General features: G+C 46.7%; 11 protein-coding genes. 8 read left to right on the plus strand and 3 right to left on the minus strand.

Going from position 1 to position 16,841, the window contains the following annotated elements:
* Nucleotides 1-556 precede the first annotated feature (556 nt).
* The 4 genes from ACX9GU_RS14040 (at nucleotide 557) to ACX9GU_RS14055 (ending at nucleotide 6,170) form a co-directional block, all read left to right on the plus strand.
* Nucleotides 557-1,942, plus strand: coding sequence for a diaminobutyrate--2-oxoglutarate transaminase (locus ACX9GU_RS14040; protein WP_473191937.1), 1,386 nt, complete (start codon nucleotides 557-559; stop codon nucleotides 1,940-1,942).
* 15 nt (nucleotides 1,943-1,957) lie between these two features.
* Nucleotides 1,958-3,421, plus strand: a complete 1,464-nt coding sequence (locus ACX9GU_RS14045; RefSeq protein WP_473191938.1) for a pyridoxal phosphate-dependent decarboxylase family protein — start codon at nucleotides 1,958-1,960, stop codon at nucleotides 3,419-3,421.
* 365 nt (nucleotides 3,422-3,786) lie between these two features.
* Nucleotides 3,787-4,164, plus strand: coding sequence for an Ltp family lipoprotein (locus ACX9GU_RS14050; protein WP_473191939.1), 378 nt, complete (start codon nucleotides 3,787-3,789; stop codon nucleotides 4,162-4,164).
* 602 nt (nucleotides 4,165-4,766) lie between these two features.
* Entirely contained in the window at nucleotides 4,767-6,170 is a 1,404-nt protein-coding gene (locus ACX9GU_RS14055) for an ISNCY family transposase (RefSeq protein WP_473191940.1), read from the plus strand.
* Nucleotides 6,171-6,202: 32 nt separating this feature from the next.
* Here the strand turns inward: ACX9GU_RS14055 and ACX9GU_RS14060 are convergent, their stop codons facing one another.
* The gene (locus ACX9GU_RS14060; protein ID WP_473195185.1) at nucleotides 6,203-6,835 is read right to left on the minus strand and encodes a DUF6904 family protein; all 633 of its coding nucleotides are present in this window, start codon (nucleotides 6,833-6,835) and stop codon (nucleotides 6,203-6,205) included.
* A gap of 908 nt (nucleotides 6,836-7,743) precedes the next feature.
* Here ACX9GU_RS14060 and ACX9GU_RS14065 point away from each other — a divergent pair.
* The 4 genes from ACX9GU_RS14065 to ACX9GU_RS14080 all read left to right on the plus strand — a co-directional run bounded on the left by ACX9GU_RS14065 (nucleotide 7,744) and on the right by ACX9GU_RS14080 (nucleotide 14,136).
* Complete coding sequence (locus ACX9GU_RS14065; protein ID WP_473191941.1) at nucleotides 7,744-8,844, plus strand: tetratricopeptide repeat protein; 1,101 nt, start codon at nucleotides 7,744-7,746, stop codon at nucleotides 8,842-8,844.
* Nucleotides 8,845-8,948: 104 nt separating this feature from the next.
* Entirely contained in the window at nucleotides 8,949-9,488 is a 540-nt protein-coding gene (locus tag ACX9GU_RS14070; RefSeq protein WP_473191942.1) for a helix-turn-helix transcriptional regulator, read from the plus strand.
* A gap of 426 nt (nucleotides 9,489-9,914) precedes the next feature.
* Nucleotides 9,915-10,547 carry an acid-sensing system DNA-binding response regulator EvgA gene (gene evgA, locus ACX9GU_RS14075; protein WP_473191943.1) on the plus strand — a complete coding sequence of 211 codons (633 nt, stop codon included), beginning with the start codon at nucleotides 9,915-9,917 and terminating at the stop codon, nucleotides 10,545-10,547.
* Nucleotides 10,548-10,551: 4 nt separating this feature from the next.
* Entirely contained in the window at nucleotides 10,552-14,136 is a 3,585-nt protein-coding gene (locus ACX9GU_RS14080) for a response regulator (protein ID WP_473191944.1), read from the plus strand.
* Nucleotide 14,137: 1 nt separating this feature from the next.
* On the opposite strand, the gene ACX9GU_RS14085 is transcribed toward ACX9GU_RS14080, so the two are convergent.
* Together ACX9GU_RS14085 and ACX9GU_RS14090 are read right to left on the minus strand one after the other, a co-directional pair.
* Nucleotides 14,138-14,884: a reverse transcriptase domain-containing protein gene (locus ACX9GU_RS14085; RefSeq protein WP_473191945.1), complete on the minus strand. Its 747-nt coding sequence runs from the start codon at nucleotides 14,882-14,884 to the stop codon at nucleotides 14,138-14,140.
* Between the two features lie 1,416 nt (nucleotides 14,885-16,300).
* The gene (locus ACX9GU_RS14090) at nucleotides 16,301-16,822 is read right to left on the minus strand and encodes a fimbrial protein (protein ID WP_473191946.1); all 522 of its coding nucleotides are present in this window, start codon (nucleotides 16,820-16,822) and stop codon (nucleotides 16,301-16,303) included.
* Between the last annotated feature and the right edge of the window lie 19 nt (nucleotides 16,823-16,841).

The following is a 16,841-nucleotide window of genomic DNA, read 5'->3' on the forward strand; positions in this document are numbered from 1 at the left end:
ATTCTCGGCATAAGGGAAGCACGCTTCGCCTTACGAAATGTCCGCCCGCGAACATTTCTGATGACAACCCAGGAAAGCCTCCTGTTGTCGATAACGTGTATTGCCTCTTACGCGTTACCGGTGTGATGCGCATTAATTCTTTATTTACGGAGAGTAAAATAAGCGCGCCATAGTAAGTGATTTATCTTAGTGGATCGACATTTTTATTTTATTTCGCAATAAATCAGTGAAAAAGAATGCCTTACAGGCCAATACCTAACATTCTTAACGGTAAAATCGTGTAACAAAAGAATAAAACCATAGCAAAACGATGGTTTTCGTGACGTTGTGTGCAATCTGGGCATTCGTAACGCTTTGCTCGATATTGGTAACAAAAATCAATGCACAACGAAAGGTAACTTATTGTTATTTCTTGACTTTAATGGGATAATTGCATGTTGAAACAAATGATTGAGTACACCATTAAAATAATATATATTGGCCGCGTTTTTACAGGTAATCCCCTTAACCTTTTATTCAACCCGGCGTTAATAATACCCGAGGTTGTGGGAGTGATATGATGACGGATAAAGTCCGTATTGATACTTTAAGTGCTAGTTCATTACCACAAAGCAATGATACCTTTTTAGCAAGACAGGCCGAGTTTGAGTCTAACGTCAGAAGCTATCCACGAAAACTGCCATTGGCAATTGCCAAAGCGCAGGGTGTTTGGATTACTGATGTTGAAAATAATCAATATCTTGATTGTCTTGCAGGCGCCGGGACTCTGGCGCTGGGTCATAATCATCCTGACGTGCTTCAAAGCATTCAAAGTGTCATCAGCAGCGGCTTACCGTTACATACGCTGGACCTTACCACACCTCTGAAAGACGAATTTTCCTCCTATTTACTCTCTTTATTACCGGGCCAGGGCAAAGAGTATTGCCTGCAATTCACCGGTCCGTCTGGCGCTGATGCGGTTGAAGCCGCGCTCAAACTGGCCAAAAAAGTAACTGGCCGTTCAAGCATCATCAGTTTCTCCGGCGGCTACCACGGTATGACACACGGCGCGCTCTCCGTAACCGGTAACCTGTCACCAAAAAAAGCCGTCAGCAACATGATGCCGGAAGTGCAGTTTATGCCTTATCCGAATCAGTACCGCTGCCCGCTGGGTATCGGTGGTGACGCTGGCGTTAAAGCTCTGACGTACTACTTCGATAACTTGATCAACGACGTTGAAAGCGGTGTACGCAAACCAGCGGCGGTGATCCTCGAAGCGGTGCAGGGCGAAGGCGGTGTGAACCCAGCTCCGGCCGAGTGGCTGCAACGCATCCGTAAAGTCACGCAAGACCATGGAATTCTGCTGATCATCGACGAAGTCCAGGCTGGTTTCGCACGCACCGGTAAGCTGTTCGCATTTGAACACGCAGGTATCGAGCCAGACATCATCGTTATGTCTAAAGCTGTCGGTGGCGGTTTGCCGTTGGCCGTACTGGGCATCAAAAAACAGTTTGACGCATGGGCGCCAGGCCACCATACCGGAACATTCCGCGGTAACCAGTTGGCAATGGCCACCGGTCTGACCACGCTTAAGCACCTTAAAGACAACGCCATTGCGGATAAAGTTGCCGCCCAGGGCGAGTGGCTGAAAGGCAAACTGGCCGAACTGCAAAAACGTTACCCGGTTATCGGCCACGTACGCGGTCTGGGCCTGATGATCGGCATTGAAATCGTGAAGCCTAACGAAGCGCAGGATCACATGGGGTGCTATCCGGCGGATGGCGAGCTTTCGGCACTGCTGCAGAAAAAATGCTTCGAATCCGGTCTGATTCTGGAACGAGGCGGCCGTCATGGTTGCGTACTGCGCCTGTTGCCGTCACTGCTGATCACCGACGCTGAGCTGGAAATTTTCCTCGATAAATTTGAAAACGCCTTGCTGGCCACTGGCATGGAGCCGGTTTAATCGGAGTTAACTATCGTGTCTGATAACAACCCAATTCTCTCCGGTTCGGCGCAAAGTATCGCCGCCTATCAGGATGCCATTGAGCAGAGCAGCAAAGCCGTGATCGAATGGCTAAAGCAGCCTGAAATGTATCAGGGGAAAACCGTCGACCAGTTGCGTGAGCGCATCCAGTTGAACTTTACCTCTCAGGGCCTGGGTAACCAGGCCGCCATTGAGCGTGCGGTTGAGTATTTCCTCAAGGACAGCCTCTCTGTACATCACGCACAATGTGTGGCACATCTGCACTGCCCGAGCCTGGTGATTAGCCAGGCAGCAGAGGTGCTGATCAACGCCACTAACCAGAGCATGGACTCCTGGGATCAAAGCCCGTCAGCCACCATCATTGAGATCAAACTCATCGAGTGGCTGCGCGAGCAGATAGGCTACAGCGCCGGTGATGCCGGCGTGTTCACCAGTGGCGGCACCCAAAGTAACCTTATGGGGCTGATGCTGGCGCGTGATGCTTTCTTCGCGCGTCAGGGGCACTCCGTTCAGCAGCATGGTTTAACGGGCGATCTGAGCAAAATCAAAGTGTTCTGCTCCGAAAGCGCGCACTTCTCCGTGCAAAAAAACATGGCGTTGATGGGGCTGGGCTACCAGTCAGTCACTCAGGTGAAAACCGATGCGTTCTCGCGTATGGATATCGCTGACCTGAAAACCAAACTGGCGCAGGCGAAAGCCAACGGTGAGCAGGTGATGGCGATAGTGGCCACCGCCGGTACGACCGATGCAGGTGCGATTGATCCGTTAGAGGATATCACCGCGCTGGCAGCACGGGAAAATATCTGGGTTCACGTTGATGCCGCATGGGGCGGAGCGCTGCTGCTTTCTGAGAAGTATCGCCACTACCTGAACGGCCTGGAATCTGCAGACTCCGTGACACTGGATTTCCACAAGCAGTTCTTCCAGACCATCAGCTGTGGTGCATTCCTGCTCAAAGACGCACGCCATTACGAGCTGATGCGTTATCAGGCGGCGTACCTGAACTCTGATTTTGACGAAGAGCAGGGCGTACCGAATCTGGTATCAAAATCACTGCAAACCACACGTCGTTTTGATGCCCTGAAACTGTGGATGGGCCTTGAAGCGTTGGGTAAAAAGCAGTACGCCGAAATCATTGATAACGGCGTTACGTTGTCACAGAAAGTGGCTGAATATGTCTCTGCACAACCGCATCTGGAACTGGTTATGCAGCCACAGTTGGCAAGCGTACTGTTCCGTTTCTGCCCGAAAAGCGACGATCGTGCATTTATCGCGCTGTTGAACCAGCGTATCGGCGATGTTCTGTTGGCATCAGGTAGCGCCAACGTTGGGGTAACGGAAGCAGATGGCGTAACATGTCTGAAGCTAACGCTGCTGAACCCAACGGTTTGCCTGGAGGACGTAAAAGTCCTGCTGGCAAGCGTGAAAGAGACGGCTGAAAAACTGCTCAACGCGTAATCCTTTAGTAACCAAATCTGCGTCGAGTTGCTAGTCAATTCGGCGCAGCCGAAAGGCTTCCTCTGTTGAAATCTGCTGGGTAATGACAGCCATTAGTCCTCAGATTTCACGTAGCGCGATCAAAAAAGGAGGGCGTTTTGAACGATGTTGTACAGCTTTTGCCAGTAATCCAATCACTAGAGGTTCAACTCCATCATTCGGCAACGCGCAACGATGCCAATCTCGTCGGAGGTATCCTACGATGGTTATAGATGCCCGTAACTTTAGGATATTTTCCCTTTTACACGCGGCCCCTGTAGAATTGGCCCGCGAGGCAAGAGTTTCGAGGGCGTTAGAGGCGCCGTATGGGTTATGGAGATATTTCAATGAACTTTTTGAAGATAGTACTGACTGCCGCTTTGTTTGTCACTACGCCCACATGGGCGGGAGATTTGACTGGACCACAAAATAATGCCGTTAGATCTGCGAAGCAGTATCTCAGTATGACAGGCTTCTCACGGAACGGACTTATTCAGCAACTCTCATCGGATGCAGGGGATGGTTACAAGATTTCTGACGCTACGGTAGCAGTGGACAGCCTGAACATTGATTGGAACCAGGAGGCGGTGAAATCTGCGAAGCAGTATCTCAGTATGATGGGCTTCTCGTGCAAAGGCCTCATTCAGCAACTTTCCTCAAGTGCCGGAGACAAATACACAGTTGACCAAGCAACCTACGGGGCAAAACAGGCAGGTGGCTGCTAAAAAACGGCGTGGTTCAAACGATGGGTAGTGAAAAAATGTTGTCATTTCCTCAATGGCAATCAGTGGATTAATATCCATTAACATCCACTGACGTCGGTGACCAGGCACTTTTGTTGCCAGAGTTCGTAAAAGAATTTCACGGCCTGTAGCGAAGCAGACTGTGTGGACAATGAATGATGAGCCGGATGGTAAAATTGTCCACACAGTCTGTGTTATCTGAGGGGATTCAACAATGGTATACAGGTTCCCATCTCCATCAGGAACAGTCGGAGATAACCAACTGACTCAGTGAATACAAGATATTGGCCTTACAATAATCATGGGTATGAAGAAAATGTACTCTGTATGTATCTTACGCAAGAAACGAGAGGGAAGTCTGAAACTCTGATGTATTGATTTATCGGAGCATGGATGTGGCTTATGGACTTACTAACCCCGCAGTCAATTTAACATAATATACATTATGCGCACCGAGGTTGTAGAGGCTCAATGCTAATGTCTAATTCTGGCTCAATCCAAATGTCTGCGCTATGGTTGTCTTTCGGGGGTTAACTTTCTTTTTACTGTGGGGGTAAAAAAAGAAACTGCCTGGAGAAATGGCCATGAGTGCAGAAAGCTCAGGACTGTTTACTGTGAAAGAGATTAATCGCATCAAAACTCTACAGGATGTCATTGACCGCTGGCTCACGCCTGGCCGAGCCGCTGAGCATCTCGGGATCACGCCCCGTCACTGTAGTAGATTACTTAAACGCTACCGTGAACACGGTCCGCTTGGCATAAACAATCGTAGCCGAGGAAATCCCGGCAATCGCTTACTTCCTAAGGGGTTTACTGATCAGGTATTGGAGATCATAAGGAAAAACTACCCTGATTTTGGGCCAACGCTGGCGCGAGAAAAACTCGAAGAAATTCACGGGCTGGTCTTGGGGAAAGAGACTGTTCGAAGGCTGATGATCAACGCTGGTTTATGGGTTCCCAGAAAAATGCGTCCTCCGAAAATTCATCAGCCCAGATACCGGCGACCCTGCACTGGCGAGCTGATTCAGATTGACGGCTGTGACCTTGACTGGTTTGAAGGACGCGGGCCGAAATGCACCGCGCTGGTGTATGTGGATGATGCAACGAGTAAAATCATGGAGTTGCGGTTCGTAAAATCGGAATCCACCTTCAGCTATTTCGAGGCAACCCGAAGCTATATCGAAAAACACGGCAAACCACTGACGTTATACAGTGACAAGGCCGGGATTTTTCGTGTTAATAACAAGAACGCCACCGGCGGCGACGGCCACACTCAGTTTGGTCGGGCTATGCACGAGCTAAATATCCAGACTCTCTGTGCAAATACCAGTGAAGCCAAAGGCCGTGTTGAGCGTGCACACTTGACGCTTCAGGATCGACTCGTCAAGGAATTACGGCTCAAGAATATCTGTTCGATGGACGAGGCAAATGACTTTGCTGAAGCGTATATGACCGACTATAACCGCCGTTTTGGCAAAGTACCGCGACATGACTTTGATGTACATCGTGCAGTTGAACATGATGAAGATCTGAACCTCATTTATTCTGTTCGTGAAGGCCGTAGGGTATCCAAATCACTGACATTACAGTACGATAAAATGCTATATCTGATCGAGGATAGTGAGTTCAGTCGTCGAGCAATTGGTAAGTACATTGAGGTTTATCATTATCCTGATGATACTAAAGAGCTGCGTCTGAATGGCTCTGCACTTCCCTACTCCACCTACGACCGGCTTTCAGAAATCGATCAGGGTGCGATTGTTGATAACAAACGCCTTGGCCGAACGCTGGAATTCATCAGCCTGGTGCAGAGTAAGCGGGATAATACCCGTTCACAATCCGTTCCTGCGGGAGATGGACCTTCCCGGCGACGCCCCAAAATTGCGGGGAAAAAATCTCAGCGTTCACTAGATCAAGATGACATGCTTGAGGCACTGAAACAGTTACAGACACGCTCAGAGGATATCTTTGGTAAAAAGCCCCGTTGACACCGACAGGATGGCTCTAATATTTTTGCTGCTCACCAGATGATATCGTCCGGCCAGAGCCATTCTGTACTGTTCATCTCACTCAGCATTTTTATGTCCTGCTTTTCACTGACATATTTACCCCATAAGGAGTCAAAGGAATGAAGAATGTTTACCAATTGCTTTTTTCTTCGCTCAGGAGGCAAGTTAATAAAATAGCAGCACCTATTGTCAATGTTATCCTCAATGAAATTAAAATCAGATCCTGACGCAGATTTGGCTATTTTTATGATGTCATCATAAGTTGTCGGGCTTAACTCTTTTAAAGCCGTTTGCAGAAGATATTCAAAGGCATACATGACGGATAGCTGATTTTTATCCATCTGAACATAACCCATTGAGTTTCTGAGGATTGCTGACTGAAGTAATACCAGTGGCCACAAAATCTCAACGCCATAAAGTTTATACGTATCGTGATGTTCATGCTGATATTGCTCGACCCGACGGCAACCCTCACGTGCTTTACGAATATCATAAGCCAGAGATAGCATAAAGCCATCTTTAACTCTGACCAGAGGGCTTTCATCCACGATATAATGTATTAATTCGTACAATTCGCCCAGGGCTTCAGAATCGCCCCATAGCACAAATCCCGCATTATTTGGTGTCAACTCATATCGGAGCATAGCTTTACTCATCCTGATTTTTCAGTATGACAAAAGTCTACCACAACGTAGCAGTTGACTACCCTGTTGCCTGAACCTAAAGCACAAAAACTGCAGGTGGCCAAACACCAACCTCTGCCGCCTGAACTGCCCCGGGAAGAAGGGGCACCATGTCGACGTCGTTATTCTCTGGGATCACCCGTCGTGCGGGAATGATTACGGAAGGCACAGCAACGGTCACATCTGTCATCCCTGCATTTTAGTCATAGTGACTGTTGCACCTACCAACTTTCTTGGCCGAGGGATATACTGATCGACATACTTTAATCCATGCTATCTGGAGAGACAAAATGAGTACTCGGCCCCCACGTGGCAGTTCTTCTGGCAAGGTCACTGTGTACATTCGAGGTCCTAATGCGGGTTCCCGCTCCGTAAGCCGTCGTTCAATCGCAGAGTCCGCAATGAACAATGCTAAGGTCTCTTTTGAGATTGAAGGACACCGTTACAGTGATTCGGACTGGTCAAAAATCATGCGAATTGCTGACGAGCTTGAAGCTGTCATCTAAATCAGAGTTTTATTGGATAAGACTGTTAGCCAGGAAGTATTGCACATTATTCAGGGTTAAGTTTAGAATTATTATTCAGCACCTCGTTGAGGTACCTATTACGTTCCGTAATCACATCATTGGATTACGGATTTATACCTGGCAGTTGGATCGGATACCTGTATCTTAACCTATCGAAATAGGCTGTAGGGCAGGTTATCAAGTAAATCAACTCGATGGTTGTCAGGTCTTCAATGGCACAGACGAGGCGAGACGCGACCACAGACGTAATCCTAGTACTTCACAATCCATCAATATGTTCCTATATATTTCATTGAGAGGACTTGCTATTATTTTTAAAACTCAATTATCGTGAAAAAGAAAATGACCAGTAACTCTATATGGATGATGATATTATTGCTGAGTGCGTGCATTGAAGTCGATGCCTCCCCGCTGGACAGGGTAATAGACTCGGCCAACATGGGCAACGTTCAGGCGCAAACGCAACTCGGTGTCATTTATGCGACAGGGAATGACACAAGCATAGATGTGGAAAAAGCCAAAAAATGGCTACTTAAAGCGGCTCAGGGTGGAAACACTGAGGCTGAATATAACTTGGGCGTAATATATTCAGACAGCGAAAAAAACTCATTAGACTACTCTCAGGCCCGTTATTGGTTTGAAAAGGCAGCCAACAAGGGTAACAGAGATGCACAATATAATTTAGGTGTCATCTACAGCGAAGGGATGGGAGTGAATCCCAATCAGGCGGAAGCAGAGAGATGGTTTCAACAGTCCGTCATGAACGGATCGCCAGAAGAACAATATGAGTTGGCCATACTTTACAAAGAAGGCACGAAACTGCCACGGGATGATAAAAAAGCATTATTTTGGTTTGAAAGATCCGCTCTCCATGGACATATGATGGCTCAATATGAAGTGGGTTATATGTATGGCGAAGGCATGGGGGGGGAACGGAACTACATAAAATCGCTGGAGTGGTTACATAAATCCGCGCAGCAAGGGAATAATATTGCCGTAGATGAGATAGCCATTGTTGCGCGCAAAGGACTTGGGTGGCCAATGACGTCCTCAGCAACAACCAGTATCGTATCTCCCCCCACAGATGTACACCGTTTGCGTCATGATGACGAAGAAGAACATCCAAATTCCCTATGGGATAAAGCGGTTGGTACAACTGTCGAACCGACCGATGTTTCAAGTGAGGAAAGTGATAAAGGCAGACAATCTACTGAGATCACAGAAGTGACCACGATGGCTTCCTGTGACACCTCCTCAGGGACAATGAACAAGCCCAATGAGCACAACAAAGAAGACAAAACCGTTACACGGCCCAATGAGGAAACCAAAGAAGTATCTAATGACGTGTCGACATCTACGTCGACAGCTTATCATGACCCATTATGGGATTTAGTGCAGGAAATCGATAACGAGAACGTCGTAAGCAAGGAGGCCCACTTTTAAAAGTGTATCGAATTCATTATCCATATTAACGCCTTTAAACTAAATCCTCATTGTTATTTTTCAACCGGGATGATTGTAAACTTTACACTATTGGATAATTACAGATGATTTATATCATAACGAAAAATGCTTACTTGAAACTGGGTTTACTGCATCTCCTTGAATCAACAGAATACCCGATGGAGATGTCAACAAACGCCCTCTCGAGTTTGGGAAAGGAGTTGTTGCTCACGGACACCGTCATTTATCATGTTGATAATACAAATCCTCTGTGGATTTCCGACGTCCTCGCTATCAGTTATAAAGCAAGGGTTATTTTGCTTAACTCTTCACCTCACTTAATAATGAGTGCAGTGAAAAACGTCATCGCTGTCATTGATGAAAATGCATCAGTAGACGTAATATTATCAACCATAAAGAAAAGCCTCGCGCGCAAGACCATATCTGGGCGATGCGCCTCAGAGTTAACGACAAGGGAACACTACATTATAGCTGAAACAGTTCGCACCACACAACCTCAAGTCATAGCACGGGTGCTCAACATATCGGTGAAAACAGTCTACACACAAAGAAGCAACGCTTATAAAAAACTCGGCGTTAGAAGAATTAATGATATCTTTCAGATTAAAGGGTATCCTTTATAAGGATCACGTTTTGTAAAACAAGACCTCGGTTCCGTCAGGTCCCAAGTAGAGTTTCGCTGTGTACACTATAGAAATGCCTAGGGCGCGGAGATCGCTCGACATGTACTGACATACAACATCGGAAACACAATAGCGGCTCATCATCTCTATCTTTATTAAAATCAGACAATTAACATAAATTTCCTTGATTGGCATTGCCTAGTGACTACGCGAGTAGATCATGGATTGAAAAAATAATCTCAACGCCATGCCTTTTACTTGACAACTCTTCTATCATAAACGATATACATATTAAACATGCCCATCACTTTTAATGGTACATAATTAATTTTTTATTACTTCACTCAACGAGTTGCCCATGTCCATCATCATAATAAAATAAATCGATAAAAAACGTTATTTACAACACTTTAGGAAATTCAATTAATGAACCAGAACAATCAGTTATCAGTTGTAATCATAGATGATCACCCCATGGCTCGCATAGCAATCAAGGCATTGATGGAAGCTAATAATATCAATGTACTGGCCGAAGCAGAAAATGGTATCGATGGGTTAAAATTGTTTGAGACACATAAGCCTGACATTGCCATTATCGATGTAGACCTCCCCTTGCGAAGCGGCATTGAAGTTACTGACATCATTAGAAAAAAGGCCTATCATTGCATTGTTATTATTATTTCATCAGAGAATAGTTTATTAAACAACAAGCGGAGCGCGAATGCCGGCGCACATGCATTTGTTCCAAAAAACCAGGATATGAAAAATATCATTTCTGCCATCAATGCGGCAACCCAGGGATTCAGTTACTTCCCATTCGCGTTGAACCAATTCATTGGCTCTACGTCATCAGAGCAAGAGATGCTTGACTCTCTTTCAAAGCAAGAAATTATAGTCATGCGTTACTTATTGAAAGGGCTCGATTTTGCATTAATTGCTGACGAGATGAACCTCAGCAAGAAAACGGTCATCACGTACAAATGCCGACTGTTGGCTAAGTTAGGTTGTTCCAACCTGGTAGAGCTACATGCATTTTCAAAAGCCAATGGCATAGGCTAGCGCTATGTCTAAATACCTATTATTATCATTTATATTTATTTTACTCTTCTCTCATGGCTCTCGATCCAGCACATTTTTGCTTCCCGAACACAGCGATTACGCTGCTAATGAAGTAAAATTGAACGATACTGACCAACAGTGGCTGGTTAAAAAGGGAATATTGACCGTAGGCCTATATGGCCCATTACGGCCACCGATATCGTCAGTTGATGAATCAAGGGTGTTGAATGGAATAAGCTCAGAATATATTACCTTATTAAAAAACAATCTGAAAATAAATGTGGAAATTAAATATTTCACATCTAAAGCAATGGCAACCTCAGCGATTAAACGCGGTGAAGTGGATTTGGCACTCCCTTCTTCAATGGCGCGAGATGTAACAGATCCTTCACTCATCGCCTCAAAACCACTACTCTATTCCTATCCATCATTAATTACCAGAAAAATTGATTCAATGAGGCCGCTCCATACCGACAGCAGTATTACCCTGGCTGTTTCAGGAGGCTATCCAGATAAAAAATTCATCCATTCATTATTTAAAAATGCGACCATAGTTGAATTTGATGATGTTTTTCATGCACTGGCCTCTGTTGACAACGGCAAAAGTGACTTCTATTTAGGCAATAATCTTGAGGCCAGTAATTTTCTCTTTTTGGACTTTGAGCAATCATTGAATATGATAAAGATTTGGAATAATGATAGTTTGAATCTTTCATTTATCATGAGTAACGATAACGCCGAACTCCTTCGTGTTATCAACTTGTTTATTGATTCCATAACACCTAAGATACACAGAGAAATAATAACATCATGGGTGGGCCCTGACAACATATCATTATATAGCGGCCCATTGCAACTGACTGTGCAAGAAAAAAATTGGATAAAGAATAATAAGAAAGCACGTATCATCATAAATCCCTACCATTTCCCCTTTACCATGGTCGATACCAACTTGGATATACGTGGTGTCACGGGGGATATGCTTGATCTGGTCCATATAAAAACAGGGATCAGTTTTGAGCCTGTCGTTGCAAAATCCAACAAGGATATTGCTGAAGTCGTCAATAAAGGACGTTGGGATTTACACCCAGCAGTCATATACAGCAGCGAAAGGAATACAAAAGTACTTTTCACACGCCCGTTTTTGTCGACCCCTTTTGTTATCGTCGTGAAAGAAGACACCCCCCCTGAATTTACGCCGGGGATGACAATAGCGATCCCATCACATCACATTATAATGTCAATGTTAGAAAAAAAGCATCCCGGTGTAAAATTCATTGAGGTTGAAAACACCAGTATAGCGATCAACAAGTTGGCTAAAGGCGAGGTCGACGCAGCGATATCAACCAAACTCTCTGCGAAATATTATATAGAGCATTATAACCCAGGTGAACTTCATTATTACATCATACCCGACGTCCCCTATGCGAACATCGCCTTTGCCGTACCCAGGCACGCGTATGAATTGAGGGACTTGTTGAACAAAGTGCTGGATGATACTCCTAAAGAACAGGTTGGCAGGCTGTCAAACAAATGGCTAACCATGCCAAACATTCAGGTCGATACTTGGGATCTCTATAAAAATGAATTCTATCTGGTCATTTTCTTTTCTGCTTTATTGATTGGAAGCAGTCTTCTATGGGGTGTGTATCTACTCAAGCAAATCAGGATGAGAAAAAATTCAGAACGTAGTCTTAAACAACAACTTAACTTTAGCTCTACACTGTCCTCATCGATCCCTTTGCCCCTGTATGTCATTACTCTGGAGGGTGAACTTACCCGATTCAACCCTGCATTCTCGTCCTTTTTTGTTACTGACACGAAATTTGAGACAGGCAGCTCTGTTTCAGAAAGCACGCACCCCCTGTTTCCTCTTTTTAATTCAATGCGTCAAGACCTTGAATCGGGTTTGACTAAAGGAAACATTATTTCGTACAACACTCAAATTAATGACGGCAGCGAGGACCGCAATGTCATCCATTGGTTCACACTCTTCGAAACCAGCGAAAGTACGCTTCCGTTGTTGATTTGTGGTTGGAAAGACATTACCGAATCAAAAAAACTCACGGATGCGCTGCTCATCGAATCAGCGAAGTCAAACGAAGCCAAGCAAGCAAAAGGTGAGTTTCTGGCAAGAATGAGTCACGAACTCCGTACGCCAGTGAGTGCCATCATCGGGTTTCTTGAACTTATTCGGCTTGAAAACAAAAATGCAGAGGATAAAAACAATAACGTTGAATTAGCCTACGCCACAGGGAAGTCTTTGCTGAGCCTTATTGGCGATATACTGGATATAGAAAAAATTGACAGCGGTAACTTTGATATTCATCCAGAATGGGTAGATTTTGGTTCATTATTAACCGCCACGGTCACCATGTTTGATGCTTTGGCATTTAAAAAAGGGTTGGATATTTTACAACGAAATGATGTTACCGAAAAACATCATTTATGGTTTGATCCCCAAGCGATGCGTCAGGTGTTGGCCAATCTGATCGGTAATGCGATTAAATTTACTGAGCACGGGGGCATCAGCGTCACGGCCAGCTTGGCCTCAAATGATAACGATGCTCCCCTGTTGGTAATAAGCATTGTGGATAGCGGGCCAGGCATTCCAGCCGATGAACAAGAAAAATTATTCCAACCCTTTAGCCAAACATCATCAGGTAAACTTAAAATAGGCTCAGGTCTTGGCTTATCGATATGCCATGACATCATCAGCTTGATGGATGGCCGTATTTTCATATCAAACTCGACGAGTCAGGGCACCACGTTCACCCTCGAGGTACCCACACAGCTATCAGAGGTGACTGCTGGCAACCGAGCCGATCCCCTCCCCGATATCGCTACTGTCCTCCACGAGGCTAAAGTAAATGTGTTGGTAGTTGATGACAACCCAACGAACCTGGTATTGATCAGCCGTCAACTTGCCAATCTGGGTTATCGGGTGGATGAGGCCGCCGACGGAATGCAGGCTCTGATAGCCATCAATCGCAAGTCCTATGATCTGCTGATCACGGATATCAATATGCCGCATCTGGATGGTGTCGAACTTACCCAGCAGATACGCACATTTGATAGCGAAATGGTTATCTGGGGTTTAACCGCCAATGCCAGCCAGCAGGAGAGAGACCGCTGCCTGGAGGTTGGCCTGGACTTGCTGTTATTTAAGCCCATCAATCTACAGAAACTGGGCAACCTTTTACAAACGGTCGAACCACGGGCGATAAACCATGCATTGGATAGCATTATTGATATGGACACGCTCTATTCACTGACAATGGGTGATCCGGCACTCATGTCTCAGATATTGTTGCATGCCAAACATGAAAGTGAACATGATCTTTTGGGCATTCGGCATGCTGTTGCATCACATGATCCGACTGCCGCCAAACATTCTTTACATCGGCTCACCGGCACCGTGCAGATTTTAGGTGCCACAGCGATAGTTCAACGCTGTGATACGCTAAAACAGTATTTACAGGCTGAGATTGAATGCTCATCGATTCAATCGGAAATGGATGAACTTACTCTACAGCTGGAACAACTTTTCAATGCAATAGACAGATTTATGATCAGCACGAGGCTATAAATTATTCCTGGGTGGTGGGTAACATGCTGGCCGCCCAACGTTCCCATCGTTGCTTATATTCACTCACCCTGTGTACGGCAGCCTCATGGGATAGCCCGATTTGCATCGCACGGTGATAAACTTGCCGACAGCGTTCTGCATGGTTGTCCAATGCGCGCGGCGCAATAGTGGTTTTTGTGGGAGTAAACCAGACACCCAGCCAATCAAAGCCGTGTTCGATTTTCCCCATTCTGGTTTTATCGGGGTGACGTTCAAAACCACCAAGGTCAAAAAAGCCATACAACCGTTTGATGGCGCTGCGCAGCGGCCAACGTTTAGGCGTCAGAAACAAAAAATCGTCCATATACCGGGTGTAAAACAGCTGGCTATCATCAGCAAAAAAACAGTCGACATGATAAAGCAAACTCCCACCGATCAGCGGACTCAACGCACATCCACGGCATATTCCTTTTTCTGGCGTATAGAATTCCCCGCCGTCTTCGACGCTGTAGTAAAGATATTGAGTAATCAGGTCGATCAGGACAGGGCATTTGACCCATTGTTTCACTAATGAGAGCACCTGGGGTTTTTGTATGTGTTGATAATAGCCGCGAATATCCGTGCGATAGACAAAGTGGTATTGGCGTGATTGCAACTGCTGCCAGATAGCCGATACCGACTTCTGGCCCCCCCCGTGCCCTTTAAGATGGGTACAATGGGTATGTACGGGAAGCCGATCGGCTATTTGTAAGGTCACCCACTTCAGCACCAAGGCATCCTGCGCACTCCATTGCACCCAACTGCGCCCCAGGCTGCTAAATACTTGCATCGGCGAGAGTGTGTACTTACCCGTAGTGACGGTGTTAAACAACGGTTTGCAGAGGGTTGGCCAATGATGGCGTAGATGCCAGATATCTGCTGATGCGGGGGCGTGTTGGCGGCGCTGGCATACCCAGTGGTAAGCCGTTTCCCAATCGGGTGGCAAGCTATGATTCAGAATATTTATAGGTCTACTTTGATATGGGATTCATAAGGATGCGAGAGCGACTATTGATCTCCCGCACACTGAGTCAGCTAAAAATCCGGTACTGTCATCCTACGGGCAAGTAAGAGTTAAAGTGAGGTTGCCAGATATAGGGCCGGGAGATGCGGTTTCATCGGTGCGGAGATCGACTTGGAGGCTTTGACCAGCAGTATCAATGGGGGTAGCCGCACCAGGAAGAATAGCTAGAGGGGTTCCTGACCCTACGACCCCAGTCATGGCAGTCCCGGTGGGTCCTGTCCAGAATAGACTTGCACGCAGGGATCCCTGTGCAGCCGGTGGAAGGACGAGGGGGATCCCGTTCGATGATATGACGAGGTCGCCAAAATCGTGTCGGTCGGGCGCCTGATAAGTCGCGGAGGAGCTGGGGATGGTAGCAGGGTCCTTGTTTTCATATGCGGGGTTAGATACGATGGTGTTGTCGGGCCTTGCGTAGCCCACGGAAGTCCTGATCGGACTACTGGTAAGAAGAGTCGAACCGTCCGCGGGTGTAACTCGATACTGTACCTGTGCGGTGAGGGTGGTGGGGACAGCTGTCACTGGGATCGTCGAAACCCATGCGCTGACTGAGATGTCTGGTCGGTACACGAGCGGACCGTATTCGCGTCCTGCCGTGTCTTTTATTGACATCGTGACGACGGTACAGTCCGCGGGAGTGCAGCTCCACCCATTCGCTTTGTTTTCGTATACACGTACCATTGGAAAGGAGCCGGCCGTGGTTCCGATCAACATATTGAACGCGGGAGTGGAGGTGTAGGTCGAGCCTCTCGGGAATCCGGTGCCGCCCCCGAAGGAGCACGTGAGAGTAGAGGTGTGGCCAGTTATCGAGATGAGGATCAGGGCGTAGTAGGCTTTCATTGTGGGGTCCCCCCCGAGGCGTGAGCTCGGAGCGTGCAGTAGGTGTTATCATTCCCACCGGATTACTCTCGCACTAGCACGGATAGCGTTAATTGACTCTCCGTACAAAGCTGCTCATAAAGCCGCAAGTATCACTGCCGATGGATTGTATGGTTTATAGTGACAAGCCAACGAACCCAGGCTTTTTCCTCCTGTCCGTATGGCTTGTCAGTGATAAGAATCGAGTTATATTTTGGGCATAATCATCTCACTCTCTTTTGAGACTCTGCGTGTTCTTGCTCTGGATCAGCTATAGTTAAAGGACATTGTCACCATTGAGGTAAAACTGCCCCCGCTGACGCTGCCTGTGGCCACATACCCGGCCTGGAACGTATAGCTGCCGCTACCGCCCGAGGGAGTGACAGAAACTCCCTTGCTACCGTCGGGGGTCAGTACTAGCCCGTCACTACTCAACAAACGCAGCCCGACATTTTCAGCCCCCCCGCTATTGGCAAAAGCCGTTGCTTCTATGGCATCGGCCTGCCCCGTAGGGACAATCTGCACCGTTGAAATACCCGCACTACAGGTGATCTCCACCGTAAAATTCTGCGCTGCCTTGATGCTGCTATCTCGAAAATCCACTGGGCTTACCTTGTTCAAGGTGACGGTCTGGCTGGCATTATTAAAGGTACAGGTGTTAGCCACCACCCGCCCGGTCAGCGGTATGATGGTAGTGGGGTTATCTGCATATGCGCTCGGCACGGCACCGTGCAAACATAACAACAGGCCAATGCCCCCGGCAGCACGTATCTTTTGTCTCAACATCATGATCCCTTTATTTCCTATA

The sequence above is a fragment of the Serratia sp. K1WW1 genome (genome assembly GCF_055790865.1).

Coding starts and splice junctions, on each gene's coding strand:
- ACX9GU_RS14050 (WP_473191939.1), top strand. CDS start 3,787: ATGAACTTTTTGAAGATAGTACTGACTGCCGCTTTGTTTGTCACTACG.
- ACX9GU_RS14080 (WP_473191944.1), top strand. CDS start 10,552: ATGTCTAAATACCTATTATTATCATTTATATTTATTTTACTCTTCTCT.
- evgA (WP_473191943.1), top strand. CDS start 9,915: ATGAACCAGAACAATCAGTTATCAGTTGTAATCATAGATGATCACCCC.
- ACX9GU_RS14040 (WP_473191937.1), top strand. CDS start 557: ATGATGACGGATAAAGTCCGTATTGATACTTTAAGTGCTAGTTCATTA.
- ACX9GU_RS14055 (WP_473191940.1), top strand. CDS start 4,767: ATGAGTGCAGAAAGCTCAGGACTGTTTACTGTGAAAGAGATTAATCGC.
- ACX9GU_RS14070 (WP_473191942.1), top strand. CDS start 8,949: ATGATTTATATCATAACGAAAAATGCTTACTTGAAACTGGGTTTACTG.
- ACX9GU_RS14090 (WP_473191946.1), bottom strand. CDS start 16,822: ATGATGTTGAGACAAAAGATACGTGCTGCCGGGGGCATTGGCCTGTTG.
- ACX9GU_RS14065 (WP_473191941.1), top strand. CDS start 7,744: ATGACCAGTAACTCTATATGGATGATGATATTATTGCTGAGTGCGTGC.
- ACX9GU_RS14060 (WP_473195185.1), bottom strand. CDS start 6,835: ATGCTCCGATATGAGTTGACACCAAATAATGCGGGATTTGTGCTATGG.